The following is a 24,547-nucleotide window of genomic DNA, read 5'->3' as shown; positions in this document are numbered from 1 at the left end:
AATTTCCCAGCATTTTTTTACTAGTATTAATGTTTTGAATGAGCAAACTACGTAAAAATCTACTGTATTTTGATTGTTTAGCCGAATAAAGTTTGGCTTTTCTTGAAAAAGTTAAAATATTTCAAAAGATAAATCAATTCTTATGAAAGCCATTTCTTTTTCGGCAGCAATAATCGTTAAATTCAGTATTTTTACTTTTCAAAGGTAGATATAAACACATCACAACCCGTAGGTATTAATTTTTTTAATGCATGGAGTACCCGATTTACATGGATTACAACGCTACCACACCTCTGGCCTCTGAGGTGCTAGACGCCATGTTGCCGTATCTTACCAGCCATTTTGGCAATGCCGCCAGTCGTTTTCATGCTTATGGCTGGAAAGCAGCTGAGGCAGTAACTGCTGCGCGGCGGCAGGTAGCTGGCTTAATAGGTGCAGCAGAAAAAGAAATGGTGTTTACCAGCGGGGCAACAGAATCGGTTAATCTGGCTATTAAAGGTGTTTATGAGGCTTTTAGCGCAAAGGGGAAGCATATCATAACTGTTGAAACCGAGCATAAGGCCGTTTTGGATACCTGCGCCCATCTGGAGAAATCTGGTGCAGAAATTACGTATCTGCCAGTAGATAAAGAAGGCAATATTGATATTGAGAACCTTGAAAGGTGTATCAGACCCGATACAATTCTGATTTCCGTAATGGCCGCCAATAACGAAACGGGGGTCTTGCAACCGCTAAAAACAATAGCTCAGATAGCCCACCGGTATCAGGCGTTGTTTCATACCGATGCAACCCAGGCAGTGGGTAAACTGCCAATGAATGTAATGGATGACCAAATTGATTTGCTGAGCCTGTCGGCACATAAGTTTTACGGGCCAAAGGGGGTAGGTGCGCTATATGTCAGAAAGAACCTGAATATCATTGCCCAGCAAGATGGGGGCAGGCATGAACGCGGCTTGCGGTCGGGTACACTTAATGTAGCAGGTATAGTGGGTTTGGGCGCAGCTGCTGAACTTTGCCACCGGGATATACATGAAGAAAATGAACGCCTAGCCGGGTTAAGAAATAAACTTGAAGAAGGAATATTAAACCAGCTGCCGGAGGCCGGAATCAATGGCAACAGGGCTAATCGCCTGCCTAACACCACTAACATCAGATTTGGCCGGATTGACGGCGAGCAATTGCTGATGAGCCTCAACGAAATTGCTGTTTCCAATGGCTCGGCTTGTAATTCTGCCTCAACAGAACCTTCTTATGTGCTGAAAGCCATGGGGCTTGACGACGACACCGCCTACGGCTCGGTTCGGTTTAGTCTCGGAAGAAACACCACTGCCGACGATGTTGAATTGGGCATCAGACATGTATGTGAGGTGGTAGGCAGAATGAGGCGCGTGGGAGTTTATGATTGAATGAGTATCTAAGCCCCGGAACTTAAAACACCGGTAATGATTTTAAATCAAAGAATCCACAGGGTTATTGACAATAGAGTTATGGAAGACAAAAAAAGAGAATTTATGCAGAAGGCCATCCAGTTATCATTGATTGGCAGCCAGGCGGGTGTTGGGCAGGGACCCTTTGGGGCAGTAATAGTGAAAGATGGCCAGATAATAGGGCAGGGGCATAATCAGGTTGTTGCCACGAACGACCCTACCGCACATGCCGAGGTTATGGCCATAAGAGATGCCTGCAAAAACCTGGAGACTTTCGACTTAAGCAATTGCGAAATTTATACTTCATGTGAGCCATGCCCCATGTGCCTGAGCGCCATTTACTGGGCTCGGCTTGGTAGAATTTATTTTGGTAATACACGTAATGATGCCGCCGAAATTGGTTTCGATGACGCATTCTTGTACCATGAAATACCGCTTCCGTTAGAACAACGGAAGATACCCATAGAAGCAATGAGCAGAGACGAAGCGCATGTTGCCTTTGAGCTTTGGGCAAACAAAGAAGATAAAATAGCCTATTAAATTACGGATATGCCTTTTTTTAGGATATATATGAAAGAGATTAAGCAGATTGTTGAGGCCTATCAGAAAATAGACTTTAGTAAGAATAAAGCCGCTTTGGCAACCGTGGTGCGGGTAGAGGGGTCTTCATACCGGCGAACCGGTGCAAGAATGCTGGTGATGGAGTCTGGCGAATGGATTGGGGGTATCAGCGGTGGATGTCTTGAAGGGGATGCACTCAAAAAAGCCCGGCTGGTTATGCTGCAGAATAAAGCTACGCTGATAACTTATGATACCACCGACGACGACCCCTACCAGATAGGCGTCGGGTTGGGTTGTAATGGCATAATTGATGTGTTGATAAGTCCGCTCGACCCACACAATGAGCAAAATGCTGTTTTGCAGCTAAGCAGTTGCCTCAACCAACGCACGCCCAATGTTATTGTAACTGTAACAGATGTTAAAAAACCGAATCTGCAAGAAGTGGAAGTTGAATTGGGGCAGGTTTTCAGGTATGACAACCCAGACCATTTCAACAGCAGCTTCACTCTGGACACCATCAAAGCAGATTTGGTTCATGAAATAGAAACGGCACTCTTAAACACCAAGTCAGTTTCTAAAACCTATGTTTTAGCATCAGAGGCAACAATAAGTTTATTTATTGAAGTGGTGCCACCACCCGTACACCTCTATGTGTTTGGAAGTAACTACGATGTTTATCCAATGGTGCGCATAGCCAAAGAGCTGGGCTGGAAAGTAACGGTTATCTGTAATCCGGCCAGAATGCATCCGTCTCTTTTTGCAACTGCCGACGCCGTAATGCCCAAGAATCACATGCCGGTTGTAGATAGATTCACCGCGGCTATTTCTATGTGCCATGATTACGAGACCGACTACACTAATCTGCAAACTCTGCTTAATACCGGTATTTCTTATATAGGTTTGCTGGGCCCTAAAAAGCGTACAATAAAAATGTATGCACGTATGGCAGAAGAGGGCAAAGCCATTACTACTGAAGACGAAGAACGCATATTTAGTCCCGTAGGGCTGGATATAGGCGCCAGCACGCCAGAAGAGATTGCCCTTGCTGTATGTGCCGAAATACGCGCAAATTTCAGCGGAAGAGACGCCGGAAGGCTGAAATTCAGAAATAAACCTATTTACGAGACATAAAATTTGCTTTTTTGTAAAATCTGAAATATTATTGTCCCCTGATTACCCCTACCCGGTTAACCTTAACCCTTTATAATTTTGCTATTGAGTTAGAATAAGCTACTGCTGATTGATCAGATGCTTTGGCTTTTGAAAAAACCGTCTTCATGTCACCCAGGTTTGTTTCATTACATGGGATAGTTGTTCTATTAACTGTCCTGTTCTTTCTGTTCTTGCCCGTACCGGAAATGCTTTCCTGGGAAGAGCTTTTGCTGTCTAAATTTTTGAATCAGGCGCCAACTTTGCTTTGCCTGGGGTACCTTTTATTTCATCGAAAAAGAGTTCATGACAGCCTCAGTTATTTTTTGTTGATTGCCTTTCTGTTTCTTGAAATCCTGGTCGAAATCTATTATTATTTTGTATCAACGGGTTCTTTGTTTGCTGCTAATCTTATCAATGATATTTTGGCCTTTGTGGTGTTGTTTGTGCTATATAACCAGCAGCGTTTGCGTCTACGGGCATCAGGTATTTACAACAAAAAGCTGGGTTATGTTTTTTTGGCTTGCTTTGTAGTAGCATTAGGTTTTAGTTTTTCTTTGGCAAAGGCATATAAAATCTATTTTTCGTCCGAAAAACTAATATTTTTCTTAATAATGGTTGAGATGGCTCTTAACATTATTACTGTGGGCATCAGCTTTTATGTAAACGGGCCTTTAAGCCGCAACCGATACAGGCTGGCAGTTGGTACGATAGCCATTGTTACCTTGAAAATTTATTTATACCTGAGCCGTTTTGTTTTTGAAGTTTATCCGGCTTTTGCGTTCACTATCGGAAAAATTATTTTCTCAATGGGTATTTTGCTGATTGCCGATAGTATCATGCGCAAATGTATGGTTAAAAAAAATGCTCCTGTTTTTATTCCCCGCTAAAAAAAGCCTTGCTTCAGCCCGCTGATGGGTAGCTTTTTTCTTCTTTGGCCAATTGTAGAGTCTTAAATCATTTTAAAAAGCAAATATTGAGTTAAGTTTGCATCGCCCTGCGTTTTTGTTTACCATTCAGATATTTATTCATTAATAGTTTCAGAAATCAGGCTGTTGAACCGGGCAGTTAAACAACAGATAAACCTGTAAAAGCTAGCAGATATGATAACAGTTGAACAGGCTGAATCAATAATATTGAGTCACGCAATAACACCACAGGTAGAAAAAGTAGCAATTGAAGACGCCACAGGAAGAATACTGGCTGAAGATTTCTACGCCGACCGCGATTTTCCTCCTTTTAACAGAGTATCTATGGACGGCATTGCGCTGGCTTTTAAGCAGATAGTTGCCGGTCAGGTTAGTTTTCGTATTGAAAGCACGGCAGCCGCAGGTAAGCCACAGGTAATGTTGCAAAACCCAATAAATTGCATAGAAGTAATGACGGGGGCTATATTGCCCGATGGAACCGATACGGTTATCAGATACGAGGATGTGACCATTAATGACAGCCTGGCAACCATAAATGTTATACCGGAAGAACAGGGCCTGAGCATACATAAACAAGGAGCAGACAAGAAAAAGCAAGATAAGCTCGTAAAAACAGGTACCAGAATTACACCAGCAGAAATTGGAATAGCCGCCACTATTGGCAAACATGAAATATTGGTGCAGAAAAAGCCAAGAGCAGTTTTAATTGCCACAGGCGAAGAGATTATACCTGTTACTGAAACCCCGTTAGCACACCAGATTCGTACCTCTAACAGTTATGCTTTACAGGCTTGCCTTAAAAGCTGGGGGGTACATGCCGACATTGTTTTATTGCCTGACAACCAGGAAACTATAGAGCAGAAAATTAAGGCGTTTCTGGATACTTACGATGTGCTGGTTCTGAGTGGAGGGGTATCGGCGGGTAAATTTGATTTTGTACCTGCTGCTTTAGAAAACCAGGGGGTGCATAAACTTTTTCATAAAGTGGGGCAAAGGCCGGGCAAGCCATTCTGGTTTGGCGTAAAAGGCACAAAGGTTGTTTTTGCTTTACCGGGTAATCCGGTTTCTACTTTTATGTGTTTGCACCGGTATTTTAAACCCTGGCTTGATGTGTCGCAGGGAATGCCGCTTAAGCCCGAGCTGGCAGAGCTGTCGGAAGATTTTGAAGTGAATTTTCCACTCACTTTTTTTATGCAGGTGCGCCTGATACAAGAACCCGGCGGCATTGTAAAAGCAATACCAGTGGCAGGAAATGGCTCCGGCGACCTCTCCAGTCTGTTAGAAGCAGATGCGTTTATGCAGCTGCCTATGGGTAAAGGAGTTTATAAAAAAGGCAACCTTTACCCTGTATGGCGGTACAGGCAATAAAATTCTTTATTGGGTACCAGCACTAAAAAACCGTTTACTCAAATTAGAAGTTGTTACCACCCAAATACAAAACTTTTTGGCCGGCTAATCAGTTTAGTGTTTGTCGGCGCAGGCTGGCAGCTTACTGCTTAAAAACCGGAAGGATTACATTTACCTGAAATCTTTAATTGCTATAAACGGGCTTCAGCCTTTCTTTTTTTAGCATTTTTCAATAATTTTGAACAAAAATCTGTGGGAAAGTGAAAAATCTAAGAGAAACCATAACCAGAGTGCCTGTTGTACCGCCAAAGGCCAATCGTGAAGAACGCAAAGAACAGTTGCAGGAATCCATAGATAAATATTTAGGTGCCATTGAAACCCAGATAGGAGACCTTAAAAAAGTAGGTAAAAATGCTTTGGTTATCGGTGGAATCATCGTGGCCGTATATGCAGTTACTGAGCTTCTTTTACCTGCCGGGAAAAAGACTATCGAAGACCCCGAGCCACTGCCAGAGCCAGAACCTGAAAAAGCCGGAGATTCTATGTTATGGGCTGCCATGAAAGGTGCTGCCACCTCTATTCTGTTAGCTGTTGCAAAAGAAAAATTACTGGAATTGATAGATCACCTCACAACTAAAGATGCCGAAGCAACTTCTTGATAAAATATTAAATCTTAATCACCTCAAAAAAAAGGCTTTAGCTGTTTTGCTTGATCCTGACAAGGTGGAGATTGCTACATTTAATCAATTTTTATACAGCTGCGTAGAAAACCGGGTTGACTTCTTTTTTGTGGGTGGTAGCCTCATTACGAATCAGATGATGGCTGAAATGATTGCCGTCATCCGTCAGCAAACCAATATTCCTGTTGTAATATTTCCTGGCAATAGCCTGCATATTGAGCCATCTGCCGATGGCATTCTGTTCCTTTCGTTGATTTCAGGCCGCAACCCGGACTACCTGATTGGCCAGCATGTGATTTCGGCACCCTTACTGAAACACAGTGGGCTTGAAATACTGCCAACGGGCTATATTCTGGTAGACAGCGGCCGGCAAACAACGGTTTCTTATATCAGCAATACAACGCCCATCCCTCACGACAAAGCAGATATTGCCGCCTGCACGGCCATAGCCGGAGAAATGCTTGGCCTGCGCCTTATTTATCTTGACGGCGGCAGCGGGGCCATTAATCCTGTATCTGCTAAAATGATTCGCAAGGTAAGAGAAAACATTGCTGCGCCACTTATTGTGGGCGGTGGTATTAACTCTGCCCAAAAAGCCCAGGATGCCTTAGAAGCCGGTGCTGACATCATCGTTATAGGCAATGCATTTGAGAAAAACCCTGCCTTATTGCCCGAAATAGCAGAGGTGATTCTATCTTTCAATTTAATAACCGCTTAGTGAAAATCAATCAGGTTTATCTGGGGCTTGGGTCAAATCTTGGTAACAGACAAGAGAATCTTAATATGGCCCGTTTGCAAATTTCCCAAAACGTAGGTTCTATTATTGCGCAATCTGCCATTTATGAGACAGCCGCCTGGGGGCTAAAAGAGCAGAACGATTTTCTGAATCAGGTAATTTGTGTTTCTACAAAATTACAACCCCTTGAGGTACTAGCTGCCGTTTTAGCTGTTGAGCTGGCGATGGGAAGAAAGAGAGACCTTAAATGGGGGGCAAGGTTAATTGATATTGATGTGCTGTATTACAACAACGAAATTATACAGCTGCCTGAGCTGGTTGTGCCGCATCCGTTTATTCAGGAACGACGATTTGTACTGGCTCCTCTGGCCGAAATTGCCGGGGCTCTACTGCATCCTCAACTTCAGCTAAGTAATGCACAATTGTTGGAGGTATGTGCAGATACCAGCGAGGTCAGGAAAAAACAATAGCCGCAATAAGCCGTTGCAGCTATGTTTCTTATTATTTATTCCTTTACTAATTAATTCTCCATTCTCCGTCTTTATAGAAGTCCAGAATTTTTTGTTGTAGCAGTACTTCGTATTTCGCCTGAACCAGGTTGCTTCTGGCACGATCATAATTTACTTTTGCCAGTACGTATTCTACCGAATTAACAGTTCCGGCACTGATTCTGCTTTCGGCGGCTTTTACATTCTGCTCGTTAATGGCTACCTGCTCAGTAGCTACCTTGTATCTTTCAGAGGCCGCATCAAAAGACTGGAACGATTGCTCAATAGCCTGGCGCAATTGAAGTTTAGCCGTATTTAAATTATTTTCTGTCAGTTGTTGTTGCACTCTGGCGGCTGCTACCCTTGGTCTGTTTTGCAAACCACCAAAAATAGGCACACTCAGGTTTAATGACAACGAACCATTACGCGTACCGTTTATCTGCTTTATATATGTTTCGGCTTTATTGGATGTAGAATAAAAAGCGCCATAATTGGCCGATAGCGTTAAGCTGGGTATAACATTGGCCTTTGTTGCTTTTATGAGGTTGTTGAAGCTTTTCAACTGTAATTCAGCCCTTTTTACTGACGGGAAACTGTTAATCGATTGCTCGTATAATTGATTAACAAAGTTATCATCTGTTTTGTAAATGTTTACCTCATCATTAATAGGCTCAAATCTTACATTGTTTGAGGGGGTCTGGTTCATCAGCTGAAACAAAGCCAGCCTGTTAGTTTTTAATGTGTTGCGAGTGGTTACGAGTGCAAATTCATCATTAGCCAGCTGAGATTTTATCTGGAAATATTCTGTTTGGCCCAACACTCCGGCATCAACAAGCTTGGTTATACGCTCAAGCTGGGCTTTAGATGTTTCTACCTGCTGCAGCGCTACTTCAAGCAGCTCCTGCGACGCCAGCACCTGCAAATATGCCTGCATCAAATTAATAGTAATCATATTACGGCTGGCTTCAATACCTTTCTGGCCGGCTTCTTTCAGCAATATGTTCTGTTGTATCTGATTCTTTATCTGAAATCCGTTAAACAAAGCTATTGAAGCGTCAATCCCAAAGCCATTGGTGCTGTATAGCTCTTCAATGTAGGCGTTTGTAAAACGGTCAATACTTCTACCCAGGCGTACGTCCTGGCCTATGCCAAAACCTATTCTTGGATACGCCAGTGACCTCACCCTTTGTAGTTCCACATTGGCTGCTTCAGCTTGTATCTGGCTTTCGCGATAAGTAAGGTTGTTCTTTATGGCTATGTCCAGGCATTCTTTCAGGGTTAGCCGGGTTTGTGCACTAACACACGAGAGGCACATCGAAAACGAAAAAAGCAGTACGTATTTGCGTAAATTGTTCATTGTATTTTTTCTATCACTAATTTCAAAACAAGGGTTGTGTTAATCAATCCAGCCGTCTTTAAGCCTGATAACTCTATTACCATAGGTAGCGTTTTCTTCTGAGTGAGTTACCTGTACTATGGTTACGCCGTCTTTTTCGTTCAGTTCTTTAAACAGCTCCATAATTTGTTTGGCTTGTTCAGAATGCAGGTTTCCGGTAGGTTCATCGGCAAAGATTATCTTGGGATCGGCCACAATGGCTCTTGCAATACCTACCAACTGTTGTTGTCCGCCTGATAACTGTGTCGGGAAAAGGTCTTTTTTAGCTACCATATTAAAGCGGTCTAATACGTCGGCTACTCTGCTTTTACGTTCCGAGCCAGACTGCCCTTTGTATAAAAGCGGGGTTTCTATGTTTTCATAAACTGTCAGTTCGTCAATGAGATGATATGCCTGAAACACAAACCCAATGCTGGTACGGTGTAATTCGGTACGTTTTTTTTCTGAAAGCTTCTGTACCGGCATATCCTCAAACAAATACTCGCCTTCTGATGCTTCTTCAAGCAAACCCAGAATATGCAGCAAGGTTGACTTTCCAGAACCTGAAGGCCCCATGATAGATACAAATTCGCCCGGATTGATGGTCAGGTTAATATTTCTCAGCACATAAGTTTTTCCGAAACCCGCAGGGTAATATTTAGATATGTTTTTTAATTGAATCATTTTTGATTGAATTGATTAGTTCTGGTTGTTAAGATACTGTATCCTGGCCGATTTTCAGGTTTCACGCTCCTACAACTGTTTGCCAAAGTTTATGCCATTAAATTTAAATGTCTTATAATAAGCTATTTAAGATGTTTTTGTAAAATAAAAATGTCCGAAAACGGACAGGATTTGTACGCCTTCGGACAAGGGGTTGGGTTCTTTGATTACTCAGGTCAGTTGATATATTTCTTCCCGTTTGAGTACTTCATATCAATACCCGAGCGGAACCTGGTGTTATCAAAATTACCAGAGTCTTTAAATTCGGCATATTTAAAATCGGCATTGTTATTAAAGGTTGAACCTTTAAATGTAACGCGTTCGTTAAAATTGGCATATTTGAAGTCGGCATAGTTTCTGAAGTCTGCGCTAAAAAAATCGGCATCATACTTAAAGTCAGAATACTTGAAGTTGGCGTATTCGCCGAATTTGCAATTAGCAAAGTTTGATTCTTTCTTAAAGCCTGCATATTTAAAATTGGCTTCTTTCTGAAACTTGGTTCCGGCAAAAGAGGCTTTGTCGGCAAAATCAGAATATTTAAACTCGCTTTTTGCTTCAAAAGTACAGTTTTCTATGGTTACACTCCGTTCAAAGTCTGTTGTAGAGGTGGCACCTTCCCCAATGCTCCATGAGGTGTTGCCCCATTTACCACCTTTTTCATTTTCAGAGTTTTTGTAAGCAATGAAATCGCCCTTAAAAACGCAGTTTTTGAAAGTTACGGGTACTTCAACATAGCTTTTATACTCTTCATAACCTTTGCTTTTTTTGATTCTCTTTTTGTTTGATAGCTCTGTCAGATCCAGGTTGCCGGTTATGGTTACACCTTCATAATTAACAGCTTTGCCCTGGTCTATGGCTTCGAAAATTGTTTTGGCCGAAACCTCTTTTTGTGCAATGGCCGAGCCGCCAATTCCGGCACATAAAAGAAAGATGAATAGTTTTTTCATGTTTTATCGGTATTAAGTAATAAATTTTATGATTTAGTTCCGGGTTTGTTTAGTCATTAATACTGATGCTGCCAGAATTGGCATCCATTGTTACGGGTATTCCGCCACCGTTAACCGAACCTCTTACACGGTCTTTTTCGATACGACCATTGAAGTTTCTTATTTCTGGCACACGCACGCGGTTAGCATCCAAATCAAGGTTCATGCCTTTGTCCAGCGGCATTCTTACCGTAATACTTCCTGCACTGGTTGATAACGACAAGTATTTACCCAGGGATTTGATGTCGGCATGTATACCGCCACCACTGGTAGAGGCTTTTACACTGGCAGTAATGTCTTCAAGATGTATAGAGCCACCTGAAGTTGAAGTAATGAACTCTCCGCCTATTTCCTCTGCTCGGATGCCCCCACCACTGGTAGAAGCTTTTACCATGCCGTTCAGCCTTTTTAGGCGAAGCCCCCCGCCAGACGTAACAAGTCTGATATCGCCTTTACAATTAGTAGCGTCAATGCCACCACCACTGGTGCTTACGTCAATGTTATCGCGGCTGTCGGTAATATCAATACCACCGCCTGATGTTCTGCCTTTAATATTACCACCCAGATTATATAGTTTCAGGCCGCCACCGCTGGTAGAAAAACTCAGGTTGCCGGTAAGGTCTTTAAGGGTTATACCACCACCACTGGTTTGCAGGTCTGTTGAGATTTTTTCAGGCGAGTAAATTTTGAATGATATATTCAACGATTTTTTCCAGTTGTTCCAGCCACTTTCATTTTTTCTTCTGGCTACGCAGTAAATGGTGCTGCCTTCTTTTTTTACACTTAGTTCGTATTCTCTTAGTCTTTCCTCAATTTCAGATTTACTTAACGAGCTCCCGTTCCAGTTATTAGGTTTTACGTAAATTTCAACACGGGCTTCGCTGCCTTCCTGGCCGATAACTGAAATACTACCACCGGAGGTTCGAACATTAACATTCTGAATTTCGGCCGAGCGATACGTTTTTACAAAATATGGTGATTCTTTGTCCTGAGCATACGAAATGCTGATAGCAGATAATGCTGTTACAAACAATAAGCGTAGTTTTTTCATAATTATGTATAGTTAGAAAATGATAATTTGATACAGTTTATCTTAAGATGCAGAAAAATAAAGGCAAGTTGCGTAAATAAGACAATTTTTTTTTGATGGTTCATTTACGGGGTCACTTCTGGCTTAGGTTTAAAAACAAACGGGCAGAATCACACCTGCGATTCTGCCCGTTTGTTGGGTGTCTTCTACCTGTTATTTGGTTGAACCAAGCAGTTCATAAAACTGGTTTAATTTTGGCATCAGAATTATTCTGGTTCTGCGGTTGGTAGAGCGCCCTTCTGCCGTATCATTGCTTGTCAGGATATTGTATTCGCCACGGCCGGCTGCAATCAGTTTATTTGGGTCTACCTTAAACTGGCCTTGCAGTGTTCTTACTACAGAAGTGGCCCGTTTTACGCTCAGATCCCAGTTGTCGGTAATACAATCATTTTTAATAGAAACGTTGTCTGTGTAGCCCTCAACCATTACTTCAAGTTCTGGTCTTGACTGCACTATCTGTGCAATTTTACCCAGCACTACGTTTGCTCTTGGGGTAATTTTATAGCTTCCGCTGTTAAACAACATTTTGTCAGAGATGTTAATCATCACCACTGTTTTATCAACCTTTACTTCAATGTCTTTATCTTCAATACCGTCTTTGAGCACGCTGGTCAGGTTAACGGCTAAGGCCAGATTAATTGAGTCGGTCTTGGTTCTGGCAGCGTGAAGCCGGTTGATGTACAGGTCTTTTTGTTGCATTTGCGACAGCGTGTTGTCAATGTTAGCATTCGCGGCCTTTGATAACACCGTCAGGTCGCCCACTTGTTCCAGTTGTCTGTCGCGCAGTTTTTTCAGGTCTTCCAGTTGGTCTTTCATGTAGCTAAGCTGTTGGTCGCGTTGCTGAATAGCACTTTGCGAAGCCATATTCTGGTTTTCGGCATTTCTCGTAGCGGCAGCCAGGCGGTCTTTATAGTCTTGCACTTCGTCGCCACATTTTACCAGATTAGACTGCGAGCGATCATATTCATTTTGCAGGGCAACATATTTCTTTTTTGTTACGCACGAAGCCAGCGAAGTGGCTGCAAAAAAGATAATCAGGGGTTTTACTAAAACTTTCATGAGATTGCGTGTTTTAATATTACATATTTACGGCCGGAAGGATTCAGAGTTGCGTTGTTGTGCTTCCGATGCCTTGAGTTTTCAGAAGAAGCGTAAAAAATTATGCCATCAAGTGTATAAACGTTTGATAATTGACCATTAAAATCAGCCCGGAATGAGCAAAAGTGAGGTTTTAAAAGCCGGAATAGCCGGATAAATTAATGCCTGAAAATGTAGTAGTCTCAGACTGGTAGGGAAAAAAAATACTCAACAATCCAAAAAGGCTATTGTATTGAACACGTCTTGTTCAATACAATAGCCTTCTGGGTATAAATAAAAGCTCCTTGAAAGAAGCTCATTTCTAACTTAGCGAAATTCTTTTAACAAGGAAACCCCTCATCTACTCACATTCACCCGTTTCACCAAAATATTCCCGTTTTCTTCTTCCAGAACAATAAAATAATTGCCAGTAGAAAAGCCAGTAAAATCAATCGTATGCGTATCCTGCTTAACAGTAGATTTACCAACTAACCGCCCTGCTGCATCTATCAGTTTATAAGTAAACAACCTTGCTGATTTCAGATATACCTTATCGGCAGTCGGGTTGGGGTATAGTTGGATGTAAGGGGTATGTTCTTCATTAGCCAATAACACAGGTTGGAAAACAGCCGAGATTGGGCTCTCACACCCTTTGTCAAACACCTTCACCTGATAATTGCCCAATTGAGTGAATTGGATTTTAGGGCTGGTTTGAGACAACTCACTGCCATTAAAATACCACTTATTTCCGCTGGTTGCACTTGATACCAAACTATCATTCGATTGTTTAATACTAGGCTGCGGAATAACAACTTCGGTAATGGTTATGGCATTGGCCGACATCGCCGAGCAACCTTTGGTGTTGGTGACTTTTAGTTTGTATATGCCTGCGGAGGTGGGGGTATAAGCTTCTTTGGTTGCCTCTGCAATGCCAGTATTATTTTTAAACCACAAATAGCTGTTTTCTTTGGCCGCAGTAGTTAAACTGACGGTTGCACCGGTACAAATCTGGGTGCCGGAAGGCGATAATATGGTAGGTGCCAGCGGCTTGGCATTTTTCCTGATTTCAAACAAATCTGTTGATGCCGAACAGCCGGCATTATCAAAAACTTGTAGTATATACTTGTTTTCCTGGGTTACTACCAGCTTTGGTTCATAAGATAATGTATTGTCGGCAGAGGCCCACATATACCACATATAGCTGAATGGGGCAATACCCCCGGTAATGACAGGCTCCAGCACGGTTGAATCTTGTTCGCAAAACTCTTTACTGCCCGTTATTGCCGTTATTTGCAGGTTAGATGTACTCACTACGGTTATGGTAATCTTTAAACTGGGCGCACTCTGGCAGGTCTCATTATTGATGGTTTGCTCGCATACGGCACTATAACTGGTAGTGGCAGTTGGGGCAACCCAAAGCGTATCACCCGTATCACCTGTAGACCAAACCACCTTGCCTTCGCAGCCCAGCGCTCTTAATGAGGTCTGCGTGCCCTGGCAAATAATTCTTTTATCAGTTGTTACAAAAGGCGACGTTTCATTTACTATTTTCAGTGTTACCGATCTCGATAAGGCTTCGCAATTACCTTGCGTAACCTCCAGTCGGTAATTGCCATTAATAGAAGTGGTATAGGCACTGTCTGTGGCCGATGTTAAGGCAAAGTTGCCTCTGTACCACTGAATTGAAATATCTGTGAGAAGCGCCATGTGCTTAAACGAAACTTTGCCAAACGAAGCGCCAAGGTCTATGCTGCCGCTTTGGCAAAAAGTGGCGTTATTGCCTGTAATATCAAAAGACATTTTGCAGGGCGAAGCCGGAGCTGCGAGTTTGAAAACGAGAAAATTTGGAGAAGTATTGAACGCTGTGCCATTTTTTACTGCATTTACATACAAGCCAAAGTCTGATGCCTCTTGAATATCCTGAATGATATAGTGATTACGGTTGAAGTTTTTGGTCCAGAGGGTCTCATTGTTATAATTGAGCTTGAAAATGGCGTTATCTCTGACAACGAAAATCTTATCATCGCCCGAAACAGCAATTTTGCCGGAAGTATAATCAACGTTTTTCCATTGAAGCACACCTGAGGAATTATACTTATACAGCCCTGTATTGGTGCTGAACACACAGCCTGCGTCGGTTGTTTTTTCGAAATCGGTAATGGTTTCACCGGTTAAGGACTTTGTCCAGGTTGCATTGCCATTAGAAGAATTAACCAGAACCACATAGCTGATGTTTGTGGTGATGTTGCGGGCTAAAACATAGAAAGATGCATCGGCAGAGGGCATAATCTGATAGCTGCCAAAGATACCGGTATTTGACCAGGCCAGTGAGCCATTGGCGTTATATTTACGAACACCGTTTGAATAGGCCACAATCAACCCATCATCAGCACTGGTTTCCAGATCAGTTATGTTTGAAATATCTGTTAATTCAAGGGTCCATTCTTCGCTGCCGTCACTTTTTATCCTCTTTATCTCGGTTAAAGTAGTGTTGCTGACAAATCGGTTGGTTAATAAATAGAATCCGTTTGACTGTGTTGGTGTGGCATTTTGCACCTGGTAGCTGACATTTTTTTGCCAACTTAAATTTAGGTTATCATCATATTTTCTCAGTTCTCTGTCCATCAGCAAAAATACAAGAACGCCACCATCCTGCGATGCACATTGAGTCATTACCGGAGCATTTGAAGAACCCCCTTCTGCGCTGATATACTGGTCTTTTACAAATCCATCAGCATTAAACTTGCTGATACTTGCTGAGCCGCTGTTTGAATTCTGGTATTTGATTAGTGCAAATAAATGGCCAGACCCCTTGAAAGGTGAGATGCTGCCCCCTCTTGTACCTCCGCGATAAGGTTCGGCCCATTCAACTGCCGGGGGTTGTTCCTGACTAAAACCGCAGAAGAAAGTCAGTAATAGCAAAAGCGTAGCGAGTAAATTCTTTTTCATTTTTGAGACGTCGATGGATTCCGAAAAGTAATAGAATTTTGTTTGCAAAACAACATTTTGCCTGAAACCAAACGGATAAATTAGTGCTGGCAATAATTAAAAAAATATATGGTATATTGTATCGCAGAAATCAGACTTCACCTTTTAGAGATTAGACATTTAATCCATGGCGGTATCAGTAAAACAATTAATTGACAGAGCAGACTACCAGGGTTTAAAAAGCGCGCTTTCTGCTAATCCGCAATTGGCGAACGAGGGCTTGCCTTACGACGAGCTGAATACAACCAGGGCACATCCGCTACACCGGATTTGCGATGGCGTTTTCATTGGCAAATATTCAGACCAGGAGGGTGTGGAAATGGCCAGACTTTTTCTGGAATATGGTGCTGATGTAAACGGAGGAGAATTAATAGAGAAAAAGGACAGCCCATTAATAGCCGCTTCCAGCCTGCATGCCGATAAAATAGCTTTGCTTTATATTGAAAACGATGCGGTAATAAACCATGCAGGTACTCATGGCGGTACGGCCCTGCATTGGGCAGCCTGGTGCGGCCGTCCTTTAGTGGTAGAAAGGCTGATTCAAGCACAGGCAGAAATAAACAGGAGATGTGTTGATTTTCAGTCGACACCGCTTTTCTGGGCCGTTCATGGTTTATATAGCAGTGATAAGAAAGATATGGATAGTTACCTGCAATGTGTTAAGCTCTTGCTTGAAGCAGGGGCAGACAAGAGCATTCCAAACAGTGGTGGGAAAACAGTTTTTGACATGATTGAAGAAGAGAATAAAGCACTAAAAGAATTGTTGAGTTGATTCATTTAAAAAGCCTTTCAGCAGTAGATGTGTAACTGCTGAAAGGCTTTTGTTTTCGCTTAATTGACTTAGAATTTTAGTTCTTCAACGAAGCCATATCAATTACAAACCGATACTTCACATCGCCTTTCAACAGGCGCTCATAAGCTTCATTAATTTCATCCATTTTAATCATCTCAATATCGGCAACAATGTTATGCTGGCCACAGAAATCAAGCATTTCCTGCGTTTCGGCAATCCCTCCAATCATTGAGCCGGCAAAGTTTCTGCGGGCAGGTATCAGGCTGAATGCAGCCACAGGCAGCGGACGCTCAGGCGCACCTACCAAAGCAAGAGACCCGTCTACCTTCAATAAACCCAGGTATTGATTAATATCGTGTTCGGCAGAAACCGCATCCAAAACAAAGTGAAGCTTGCTTCTGTATCTGGCCATCTGCGCTTTGTCTTTTGACAACACCACGTCATCGGCACCGAGGCGTTTGGCATCTTCAATCTTAGATGTTGAGGTAGTAAAAACAATTACTTCTGCCCCCATTGCTTTAGCCAGTTTTACTGCCATGTGGCCCAGCCCGCCAATACCCACCACGCCTACTTTCTTGCCCGGCCCGACGTTCCAGTGTCTTAGTGGAGAATACGTGGTTATACCCGCGCATAATAGTGGAGCAGTAGCGGCCAGATCAAGGTTTTCAGGCACATGCAACACAAAAGATTCATCAACTACTATGCTTTCAGAATATCCACCAAAGGTGTGTGTGCCTAAATGTACATCAGGTGCATTATAGGTGCCTGTATTGCCCTGTTCGCAGTATTGCTCCAACCCTTCCTTGCAATATTCGCAATCTCTGCAACTATCAACCATACAACCTACGGCAGCGTGGTCGCCCACTTTAAATTTGGTTACATGATTACCGACACTGACAACCTTTCCTACTATTTCATGCCCCGGAACGCATGGATAAACCGTGCCGGGCCATTCGCTTCTGGCTGTGTGCAGGTCTGAATGACAAACGCCACAATATAATATTTCAATCTCAACGTCGTGCGGTTTAGGCGTTCTGCGTTTAATTTGCAGTTGGTCTAATCGTGCATCTGCGGCTAGCGTACCAAATGCTTTTACTTCTTTTGACGGAACATCTGTTGCGCCACCGGTTACTGATTTTACGGATTCCATGGATAAGTTTTTTATAGATGTATAAGTAAAGTATTCGTGCTGTATTGGCCCATTAGCTGTAAAAACCGCCAATGTGGTATTGGAAATGTTACACCAAAAGTGTCTGGCACAGTTTGCCTGCCTGATTAGAAAAAAGGATAAGCAAAGTGCGGCACGGCCGGATTTCGTGATTGGGCCGCTGTCAGTTTAAACAACCATAGAGGGCCTGTTGTTTGGCCGAAAGGATTAAAATGTTTATTTCATGTTATTCCCGAACAAACTGTTCCAGATTACATCATAAACATCGGTTGCAGCTATCTCTTCTGTTATTTTTTGATTACTAACCAGTACAGGATAAAACTCTTTTCCGATATCGAGCGTGCCGTGTGAGCCCTTGACAAGACTGGCATCAAGCGGAATAACATCCATTCTGTATCTGAAGCCTGTTAGTTTACGAAGCAACTTGTAGGCGGCTCTTAATTTAATGAAAGGATTAGCCGGATTCATAAACATCTCAACGGGGTCATAGCCCGGTTTGTTATGAATATCCACACTGCGGGCAAAATCAGGGGCCAGTTTATCATCAAACCAATAATAGTAGGTAAACCAGCTGTCGGCCTTGGCCATTAACACAAAATCACCGGCTCTTTTATGATTGATATGGTATTTTTGTTTCTCTTCTTCATCCATTATCAGGGCAATGCCATCAATTTTAGATAGAATTTCTTTTACCCGTTCTTTCTGGCTTTCATCATTGATGTAAACATGGGCAATCTGGTGGTCGGAAGCGGCAAAAGCTTTTGACGCGCCGCAGTCCAGCAGTTCCAGCCCGCTTTCTACCCGTACAGAAAGTAATCCATGCTCGCGCAGGATTCTGTTGATGTGTATAGGATGGCTCACATTGTTGATACCGTACTCAGAAAGCAATATAACGTTAGCATTGCGTTGCTCATAGTAATTGACCAGCTCTTCTACCAGGCTATCAATTTCATGTAAATCTTTAGAGATTTTGCCGAAATCAACACCGAATTTTTGCAGGCAATAATCTAAATGAGGCAGGTAAATGAGCGTTAGTGTAGGGTCTTCGGTTCTGTCAACCTCTAATGAGGCATCGGCAATCCATTTCGAACACTCAATGCTGGTATTAGGCCCCCAGAACTTAAACAATGGGAAGGTACCCAACTTGGCCTGGAGTTTATCTCTTAAGTCGGCCGGATAGGTGTAACAATCTGGTACTTTTACACCATCTGAATGATATTGCGGGCGAGGCGTAGCTGAAAAGTCGGCCGATGAGTACATATTATACCACCAGAACATCTTAGAAACCGTAAAATCCGGGTTTTGTCTTCTGGCAGCCTCCCATATTTTTTCAGACTGAACCAGTTTGTTAGATTGTTTCCAGAACTTCATCTCACACGCATCGTGGTCATACCAGCCATTCCCTACAATACCGTGCACATCCGGGTTTTTACCGGTTATATAACAGCTTTGCGCTGTGGTAGTAACCGCAGGGAAAGCCGGTTTAATGTGCGTAAGCGTATTTTTTGCAATGAATTTCTGTAAAAACGGTGTGTGTTCACCAATGACACTGGTACTAAGGCCAACTATATCAATAACTACAGTTTTTTGCATTTTAGTAGAATTTTAGAGCCTCTTATAATAATCCTTTTACCCAATTTAATTCTCTGATGATTGACTCGTTAAGCGGAGCCTGAAATTCTTTCGGTAAAACGCCCCAGGTATAGGTTTCTACTTCAAGATGGTTGGTAAATGGCTTTGCCTTATGTACATCAACGGTATTGACAATATCAGATTGCGTAGAACCCAGCAAACCATACTGCTCTAAAAACAAAGGCACATGAAAATGTACCCTCCACGAGCTGATGCTGTTATCAAAGCCTGCAATGGCCTCACTCAGGTCGGGGTATTTTGTAAAGCTGCCGTCATATCTTTGAGCAACAACCTGATGCAGATAAACGGGTTCGTTATACTGAGCAATTACGTCCAGTTTTTCCTGCGCTTGTTCAGCAAAGTCAACTTTCAGGGCCGAGCTTATTTGTATTTTCCCAACTTTCAGTTGCTCAGTCTCCATTTTTACAATTACATCCTTTGGCGCCTCAAAACCAACCGCAAAATGGCAAATATCATAGCAAAGCTGAATATGCGTTTTAATGGCCTCAATGGCTTGCCCGGGCAAGAAACCTTTGGCGCCCAGTTGCTCAATTCCTATCGGTAACAGATAGTTGTTATACCAGTTAATAAACTCTCTAGAGTTTTCCAGAATCCCGTCGGGTTCCGGTTCAATATCCAGATGAAGCGTTTTACCGGTGCTTGCTTTTAATGCTATCAGCTCCTCAACTACCAAAATCATGTTTTTGGTGGCTTTAATGGTTGCTTCTTCTAGTGCAACTTCGTTTAACCACCAGAACCGATAAGAGAGCGGTGAGGTAGATATACCACCTTCTTCTAAAGTATCCGGCAATAATCGGGCAAGCAGATTAAACAACCTTATGGTATAGTCCAGCCTTTCCTGTGTTGTCCAATCAGGTGCATGCACTTGGTCTTTTACAATTGTATGATGAAAGTTTCCGAACGGAAAACCGTTCATGGTAAAAACATAACAATTCTGTTCGGTCAACCAGTTTTGAAAGGTCTCAAAATTTTGTTCTGCTGATAAATCAATACTGGCCTGATTGGCTAGTCTTAAGCCTATGCCCATAGGCGCATCGGGACAAACCCTTGCCTTGATTTCCGGAATACTGCTTTGCAGAACCGCAAAATGTTCTTTCCAGTCTTCGCCGGGATGAATATTGCTACAATAACTCAGGTGTCCGTACGGTGTTTTCATTTTAATCGAGGGTTAATTTCAGGCGGTCAACAGCCAATTTCACTAAATCAAAATCCACCTCATGAATTTCTTTGCCCTTACCGAGCTTTTCTAATATGGTTATGGTCAGCCTTCCGCCCAGGTGTTCTCTGAATTCATTTAGGCCCTCCCACAAATTCAGCTTGTCATTGGCTGCAAGCGAGTCGTGATACAAGGTAAACCCTAAAGTTTTTAGTAATCTGATGATACGGTTTGAATCTTCATTGGAGATTAGCCCTGATAATTCTGAATAAACAGAATCCAGTGCAATACCAATAGCCACGGCTTCTCCGTGTCTTATTTCAAAATTACTCAGATATTCTAATTTATGAGCTGCCCAGTGCCCAAAATCTAGGGGTCTGGCCGAACCCATTTCGAATGGGTCACCACTTGAAATATGATTGGTATGCAGGGCAGCCGAACGGAAAATCTGTTCATTCATCACATTCATCTCGCGGTTTGCCATAGCTTGTGCATGGGTCTCCAGCCACTCAAAAAAGGGCAGGTCTTTAATTAAAGCCACCTTCACGGCTTCTGATATACCCGAACGCCAGTCGCGGTCTGAAAGAGAGGTTAAGAAGTTAGAATCATTAAATACCGCCACAGGAGGCGCAAAAGTACCTAGGAAATTCTTTTTGCCAAGAAAGTTGACACCGTTTTTAACACCCACGCCTGAATCGTTTTGTGATAGCACGGTGGTAGGTATCCGGATATGCTTTACGCCACGGTGCGCAATGCAGGAGGCATAGCCTACCATGTCAAGAAATGCGCCACCGCCAATGGCTGCCACAAAAGAGTGCCTGTCTATACCGTATTGATTGATAGCCAGCAGAACTTTGTCGAGATACTGGCTGTCGTTTTTAACTAATTCTCCGCCCGGTAAAACCAGTATTTCGTCTGCCAGGTCAATCTGGGTTTGGCCTTGAAAATACTGTTTGATTGATTCAGGCAAATACTGATGTTTTTCAGCAACACCGGCATCTATTAAAAACAATATTTTTTTCTGAAAACCGGGTTCGCCGAAGTTTGTAAGAAAATTGATAAACGCTTTGTTTTCAGAAGAAAAAAGGTTTTGTGTGAAAATAATATTAAAAGAAAAAGGCACCTGAAAGGCCTGCTGAATTACATTCATTGGTAGATAAAATAAATAAAATCTAATAAAAAGGTAGCTGCCGGGGCTATGTAACTGCAAAAAACCTGGCCAGCCATATTGAAACAGGTAACAGGCAAAGCACTACCAGCGCCAGCAAAATATTGCCCGAAACACTTACCCACGCGGCGTTCATGACTATTAACGACAGAACCCCTGCTTTTACTGCCTTGCCAATATTGGGGCCAATCGGGTTTGCTATGGCTGCAAGCAATGGTTTGAATATCAGATAAATATGTAAAACCACAAATGCTGCTGCTACCGGAAGATTGTTTAATTGGTACGAAAAATACAATTGGGCTGTACTTACCATAATATAAAGAAACGCCGCAAAGTATAAGGTGTTTTTATTACCTCCATGAACTTCGCCCCGGCTAATCATTGTAATAGCAGCAATGTAGCAAACCGGCAAAAGGCCGATAAACCACCATTGCTCAATAGAGCGCTCAATGATACTCATGCCCAGTATCAGATTACCGCCGCGGCATAATCCCATATTTATAGGGCCGAAAAAGGAATGATGTTTGCCATATTTGTCATAAACCAGCGCACAGGCTGCAACCAAAGCCGCTATTATTGCACTAAGCGGGCTATTGAACCACGCCGCCGATATTCCGGAAATTAGCAGAAAGGAGCCATAAATAACGGCATTGGTCTTACTTATCTTTCCGCTTGGAATCACCCTTTCAGGGCGTTCAATGCGGTCAAGTTCCAGGTCAAAAATATCGTTAAACACAATGCCGCCACCATAAAGACCCATAGTGGCCAGGCACAAAAACAAAACACCCGTGATATTTACCTCTTCATACGAAAAAGAAAATACAGCAATAGCAACCCCGGCCAGTATATCTGATACTGCCGTGATTACATTGGCGGGGCGGGTTATTTGTATGTAAGATTTAATATTCAAGATACAAGTGGTTGTTTAAGAGATAAAAATTGAATTTTTATCTACCCGCGGAATCTGGCCACCTCTCAGAATGGTGTTCCCGTTAAATTTCAGGCTCTGGTCAATTACTACCGGGTTTTCAAAATCTGCCACATTTATCTGGCCGCTTTGCGCAAAAGCGTCAATGGCGTTCTGATAAGTAACCAGACGGATGTCTTCGTCTGATATCCCTTTAATTTTCATCAGGGCGGCTGTCTTTGGTACAGCCAGCGGGTCGCTGATGCCCCAATCGGCGGCCGAATTAATCATTATTCGTTCAGAACCGTATTTTTTTACAATTTCTACCATACGTTCGTTACCCATTTTGGTGAATGGATAAATAGTAAACGCAGCCCAGAAACCTTGCTCCAGCACACTTTCAACAGTTTCTTCGTTGTTATGGTCAATTATTACCATGCCGGGGTCAATGCCATGCTCCAGGGCAATAGACATACTCAGTTCGGTTCCTTTTTTCTTGTCACGGTGAGGCGTATGTACCTGAACGGGTAAGTTAGCTTCTTTTGCCAGTTCCAGTTGAAGCCTGTAGTATTTTTCTTCGGCGGCTGTCTGGTCGTCAAAACCAATTTCGCCCACACCTACAACACCTTCTTTGTAAATAAACAGAGGTAATACTTCCATTACCTGTTCTGCCAGTGCTTCGTTATTGGCCTCGCGTGAGTTCAGCCCGATGGTGCAATAATGTTTGATGCCAAACTGCGAAGAGCGGAATCTTTCCCAACCAACCAGGCTGCTGAAATAATCTTTAAACGAGTCTACACCTGTGCGGGGTTGTCCGAGCCAGAAAGCCGGCTCAATGATGGCAACCACTCCGGCATCTATCAGCGCAGTGTAATCATCGGTAGTTCTTGAGGTCATGTGAATATGAGGGTCAAAGAACTTCATTCCTTTGATGTAATCGGTATAATTGGCCTGAATCTCTTTTGAAGTTTTTAGCTCTTCGGCGCTTCCTTCAAAATGTGACGGATTCTGCGATATTTCTGAATGTTTCTGGCACATAACTTACTTAATAATTTAAAATACTTCTTTGGTGGTCTTCTACCATTTGCCAGCTAAAGATTCCGTTCTGCCATTGCTCATACAAGGCTGTTTGTTTCGTTAGCAGGTCTTTAGCGGCAGGTAAATCAGACTGGCCACATACAATTGCTGCCGCAATGGTGTCAGCGGCCGTTCCCGTTGTAAACAAATGCTCAATATCTTTCAGAATGGCCTCGTTCATAAATCTGGTTACCAGACGCCAGGCCTGCGACGGAATAGTTCTGCCTGCAGCCCAGCGCTCATGCGCCAGATAAGATATTGAATCGGCCAGTTCCTGATTGGCTCTTTCATCAAGCCCGTCTATATTATGAATGGGCTTATCATTAAAAATGCATTTTAAGACTAATTGATTCCAGGCCGGTTCAGAAAAATGAATTTTAGGGAACGGGTTTCCGAATGCAATAGCATCAAAAACAGGCCCGATGTTTGACCTCACGGCGTTTGTGGCTCTTAAAAGCCAATAATCGGGGTATGCCAAGAATGGGAGAGCCGCAATTAAAGCGCTGGCTTCATTGTTTTCTGCAGTATCAAAAAGGATATCCAGTGTTTTTGTGTAAGCTTCCTTATCAGTGCTTTCCAGACTGGCCAGTAAATAGACTCTTACCAGTTTATCCAGTGTCCAGTTATCAAAAGAAACACCATTGATGGTATCGGCTGCAAGTACAGGGCTTTTGCTGATAAACCTTGGTACGGCCACAAATGCTACCTGTAATGATTGTAAACCACCATTACTTTTAGACTCAATCCAACTCAGCTCTTTAGCAGATGCCTGAATTTTAATTTTTTCAAGCAACAATGCAGAATAATTCATAAGGTTAGGCACTTTGTATTAATTAGAAGCAAATCTAAAGAAGAATTCTGAGCTTATTAAAGTATTTATACCAAAAATGATATTAAAATAGACAAAAGGGGCAATTTTGTGCAAATGGTTAAGCCCCCAAAACAAAAAAGTACTTAACAAGATTGCTAAGTACTTGATTATCAGGTGACCCCGGAGAGGCTCGAACTCTCGACCCACTGATTAAGAGCGGGTGACGCTCACTCAGTTGCTTTACTAACTGAGCAAAAG

The 24,547-nt window shown here is 42.7% G+C and carries 22 protein-coding genes; 9 read left to right on the top strand and 13 right to left on the bottom strand.

The genetic code is table 11. The features are described from left to right. Positions 1-251: 251 nt before the first annotated feature. The 8 genes from C0V77_RS13525 (at position 252) to folK (ending at position 7,299) form a co-directional block, all read left to right on the top strand. Complete coding sequence (locus C0V77_RS13525; protein WP_101726868.1) at positions 252-1,406, top strand: cysteine desulfurase family protein; 1,155 nt, start codon at positions 252-254, stop codon at positions 1,404-1,406. Between the two features lie 36 nt (positions 1,407-1,442). Further along, the gene (locus tag C0V77_RS13520; protein WP_409012792.1) at positions 1,443-1,967 is read left to right on the top strand and encodes a nucleoside deaminase; all 525 of its coding nucleotides are present in this window, start codon (positions 1,443-1,445) and stop codon (positions 1,965-1,967) included. 30 nt (positions 1,968-1,997) lie between these two features. After that, positions 1,998-3,119: an XdhC family protein gene (locus C0V77_RS13515; protein ID WP_101726866.1), complete on the top strand. Its 1,122-nt coding sequence runs from the start codon at positions 1,998-2,000 to the stop codon at positions 3,117-3,119. Between the two features lie 146 nt (positions 3,120-3,265). Beyond that, positions 3,266-4,027: a hypothetical protein gene (locus C0V77_RS13510; RefSeq protein WP_143706095.1), complete on the top strand. Its 762-nt coding sequence runs from the start codon at positions 3,266-3,268 to the stop codon at positions 4,025-4,027. A gap of 213 nt (positions 4,028-4,240) precedes the next feature. Next, the gene (locus tag C0V77_RS13505) at positions 4,241-5,434 is read left to right on the top strand and encodes a molybdopterin molybdotransferase MoeA (protein WP_101726864.1); all 1,194 of its coding nucleotides are present in this window, start codon (positions 4,241-4,243) and stop codon (positions 5,432-5,434) included. A 239-nt stretch (positions 5,435-5,673) separates the two neighbouring features. Beyond that, the gene (locus tag C0V77_RS13500; protein WP_101726863.1) at positions 5,674-6,072 is read left to right on the top strand and encodes a hypothetical protein; all 399 of its coding nucleotides are present in this window, start codon (positions 5,674-5,676) and stop codon (positions 6,070-6,072) included. Further along, complete coding sequence (locus C0V77_RS13495) at positions 6,053-6,811, top strand: geranylgeranylglyceryl/heptaprenylglyceryl phosphate synthase (RefSeq protein ID WP_101726862.1); 759 nt, start codon at positions 6,053-6,055, stop codon at positions 6,809-6,811. Before C0V77_RS13500 ends, C0V77_RS13495 begins: the two co-directional genes overlap by 20 nt. Continuing rightward, on the top strand, positions 6,811-7,299 hold the full coding sequence (gene folK, locus C0V77_RS13490) for a 2-amino-4-hydroxy-6-hydroxymethyldihydropteridine diphosphokinase (protein ID WP_101726861.1): 489 nt from the start codon (positions 6,811-6,813) through the stop codon (positions 7,297-7,299). Before C0V77_RS13495 ends, folK begins: the two co-directional genes overlap by 1 nt. A gap of 46 nt (positions 7,300-7,345) precedes the next feature. Here folK and C0V77_RS13485 read toward each other — a convergent pair whose 3' ends face one another. From C0V77_RS13485 to C0V77_RS13460, 6 genes are all read right to left on the bottom strand, one after another. After that, on the bottom strand, positions 7,346-8,674 hold the full coding sequence (locus tag C0V77_RS13485; RefSeq protein WP_101726860.1) for a TolC family protein: 1,329 nt from the start codon (positions 8,672-8,674) through the stop codon (positions 7,346-7,348). Between the two features lie 39 nt (positions 8,675-8,713). Next, positions 8,714-9,376 carry an ABC transporter ATP-binding protein gene (locus C0V77_RS13480; RefSeq protein WP_101726859.1) on the bottom strand — a complete coding sequence of 221 codons (663 nt, stop codon included), beginning with the start codon at positions 9,374-9,376 and terminating at the stop codon, positions 8,714-8,716. 215 nt (positions 9,377-9,591) lie between these two features. Beyond that, on the bottom strand, positions 9,592-10,362 hold the full coding sequence (locus C0V77_RS13475) for a pentapeptide repeat-containing protein (RefSeq protein WP_101726858.1): 771 nt from the start codon (positions 10,360-10,362) through the stop codon (positions 9,592-9,594). A gap of 49 nt (positions 10,363-10,411) precedes the next feature. Continuing rightward, positions 10,412-11,452, bottom strand: coding sequence for a DUF4097 family beta strand repeat-containing protein (locus C0V77_RS13470; RefSeq protein WP_101726857.1), 1,041 nt, complete (start codon positions 11,450-11,452; stop codon positions 10,412-10,414). Positions 11,453-11,644: 192 nt separating this feature from the next. Then, entirely contained in the window at positions 11,645-12,550 is a 906-nt protein-coding gene (locus tag C0V77_RS13465; RefSeq protein ID WP_101726856.1) for an OmpA family protein, read from the bottom strand. Positions 12,551-12,925: 375 nt separating this feature from the next. Beyond that, on the bottom strand, positions 12,926-15,517 hold the full coding sequence (locus C0V77_RS13460; RefSeq protein ID WP_101726855.1) for a T9SS type A sorting domain-containing protein: 2,592 nt from the start codon (positions 15,515-15,517) through the stop codon (positions 12,926-12,928). A gap of 166 nt (positions 15,518-15,683) precedes the next feature. On the opposite strand from C0V77_RS13460, the gene C0V77_RS13455 reads away from it, so the two are divergent. Next, the gene (locus tag C0V77_RS13455; RefSeq protein ID WP_101726854.1) at positions 15,684-16,328 is read left to right on the top strand and encodes an ankyrin repeat domain-containing protein; all 645 of its coding nucleotides are present in this window, start codon (positions 15,684-15,686) and stop codon (positions 16,326-16,328) included. Positions 16,329-16,404: 76 nt separating this feature from the next. On the opposite strand, the gene C0V77_RS13450 is transcribed toward C0V77_RS13455, so the two are convergent. The 7 genes from C0V77_RS13450 to C0V77_RS13420 all read right to left on the bottom strand — a co-directional run bounded on the left by C0V77_RS13450 (position 16,405) and on the right by C0V77_RS13420 (position 24,289). Next, entirely contained in the window at positions 16,405-17,499 is a 1,095-nt protein-coding gene (locus C0V77_RS13450) for an NAD(P)-dependent alcohol dehydrogenase (protein ID WP_101726853.1), read from the bottom strand. 234 nt (positions 17,500-17,733) lie between these two features. Then, complete coding sequence (locus C0V77_RS13445; protein ID WP_101726852.1) at positions 17,734-19,110, bottom strand: alkaline phosphatase family protein; 1,377 nt, start codon at positions 19,108-19,110, stop codon at positions 17,734-17,736. 22 nt (positions 19,111-19,132) lie between these two features. Further along, the gene (gene eboE, locus C0V77_RS13440) at positions 19,133-20,326 is read right to left on the bottom strand and encodes a metabolite traffic protein EboE (protein WP_101726851.1); all 1,194 of its coding nucleotides are present in this window, start codon (positions 20,324-20,326) and stop codon (positions 19,133-19,135) included. A gap of 1 nt (position 20,327) precedes the next feature. Next, positions 20,328-21,476 carry a 3-dehydroquinate synthase gene (locus C0V77_RS13435; RefSeq protein WP_101726850.1) on the bottom strand — a complete coding sequence of 383 codons (1,149 nt, stop codon included), beginning with the start codon at positions 21,474-21,476 and terminating at the stop codon, positions 20,328-20,330. A 46-nt stretch (positions 21,477-21,522) separates the two neighbouring features. Next, on the bottom strand, positions 21,523-22,404 hold the full coding sequence (gene eboC / locus C0V77_RS13430; RefSeq protein ID WP_101726849.1) for a UbiA-like protein EboC: 882 nt from the start codon (positions 22,402-22,404) through the stop codon (positions 21,523-21,525). Positions 22,405-22,419: 15 nt separating this feature from the next. Continuing rightward, entirely contained in the window at positions 22,420-23,439 is a 1,020-nt protein-coding gene (locus C0V77_RS13425) for a TatD family hydrolase (RefSeq protein ID WP_101726848.1), read from the bottom strand. 7 nt (positions 23,440-23,446) lie between these two features. Next, positions 23,447-24,289, bottom strand: coding sequence for an EboA domain-containing protein (locus tag C0V77_RS13420; RefSeq protein ID WP_173830546.1), 843 nt, complete (start codon positions 24,287-24,289; stop codon positions 23,447-23,449). Between the last annotated feature and the right edge of the window lie 258 nt (positions 24,290-24,547).

Origin of the sequence: Emticicia sp. TH156 (genome assembly GCF_002855535.1) — a bacterium.
Taxonomy (GTDB): Bacteria; Bacteroidota; Bacteroidia; order Cytophagales; family Spirosomataceae; genus Emticicia; species Emticicia fluvialis.
Note: the sequence above shows the minus strand (reverse complement) of the source record. Positions and strands in the feature narration are given on the sequence as shown.

Bases quoted from the DNA above. Each gene is read 5' to 3' on its own strand.
- C0V77_RS13450 (WP_101726853.1), bottom strand. From the start codon at position 17,499: ATGGAATCCGTAAAATCAGTAACCGGTGGCGCAACAGATGTTCCGTCA.
- C0V77_RS13455 (WP_101726854.1), top strand. From the start codon at position 15,684: ATGGCGGTATCAGTAAAACAATTAATTGACAGAGCAGACTACCAGGGT.
- C0V77_RS13510 (WP_143706095.1), top strand. From the start codon at position 3,266: ATGTCACCCAGGTTTGTTTCATTACATGGGATAGTTGTTCTATTAACT.
- C0V77_RS13470 (WP_101726857.1), bottom strand. From the start codon at position 11,452: ATGAAAAAACTACGCTTATTGTTTGTAACAGCATTATCTGCTATCAGC.
- C0V77_RS13465 (WP_101726856.1), bottom strand. From the start codon at position 12,550: ATGAAAGTTTTAGTAAAACCCCTGATTATCTTTTTTGCAGCCACTTCG.
- C0V77_RS13495 (WP_101726862.1), top strand. From the start codon at position 6,053: ATGCCGAAGCAACTTCTTGATAAAATATTAAATCTTAATCACCTCAAA.
- C0V77_RS13475 (WP_101726858.1), bottom strand. From the start codon at position 10,362: ATGAAAAAACTATTCATCTTTCTTTTATGTGCCGGAATTGGCGGCTCG.
- C0V77_RS13520 (WP_409012792.1), top strand. From the start codon at position 1,443: ATGATTTTAAATCAAAGAATCCACAGGGTTATTGACAATAGAGTTATG.
- C0V77_RS13435 (WP_101726850.1), bottom strand. From the start codon at position 21,476: ATGAATGTAATTCAGCAGGCCTTTCAGGTGCCTTTTTCTTTTAATATT.
- C0V77_RS13480 (WP_101726859.1), bottom strand. From the start codon at position 9,376: ATGATTCAATTAAAAAACATATCTAAATATTACCCTGCGGGTTTCGGA.
- eboE (WP_101726851.1), bottom strand. From the start codon at position 20,326: ATGAAAACACCGTACGGACACCTGAGTTATTGTAGCAATATTCATCCC.
- C0V77_RS13445 (WP_101726852.1), bottom strand. From the start codon at position 19,110: ATGCAAAAAACTGTAGTTATTGATATAGTTGGCCTTAGTACCAGTGTC.
- C0V77_RS13460 (WP_101726855.1), bottom strand. From the start codon at position 15,517: ATGAAAAAGAATTTACTCGCTACGCTTTTGCTATTACTGACTTTCTTC.
- C0V77_RS13505 (WP_101726864.1), top strand. From the start codon at position 4,241: ATGATAACAGTTGAACAGGCTGAATCAATAATATTGAGTCACGCAATA.
- C0V77_RS13525 (WP_101726868.1), top strand. From the start codon at position 252: ATGGAGTACCCGATTTACATGGATTACAACGCTACCACACCTCTGGCC.
- C0V77_RS13420 (WP_173830546.1), bottom strand. From the start codon at position 24,289: ATGAATTATTCTGCATTGTTGCTTGAAAAAATTAAAATTCAGGCATCT.
- C0V77_RS13515 (WP_101726866.1), top strand. From the start codon at position 1,998: ATGAAAGAGATTAAGCAGATTGTTGAGGCCTATCAGAAAATAGACTTT.
- C0V77_RS13425 (WP_101726848.1), bottom strand. From the start codon at position 23,439: ATGTGCCAGAAACATTCAGAAATATCGCAGAATCCGTCACATTTTGAA.
- C0V77_RS13485 (WP_101726860.1), bottom strand. From the start codon at position 8,674: ATGAACAATTTACGCAAATACGTACTGCTTTTTTCGTTTTCGATGTGC.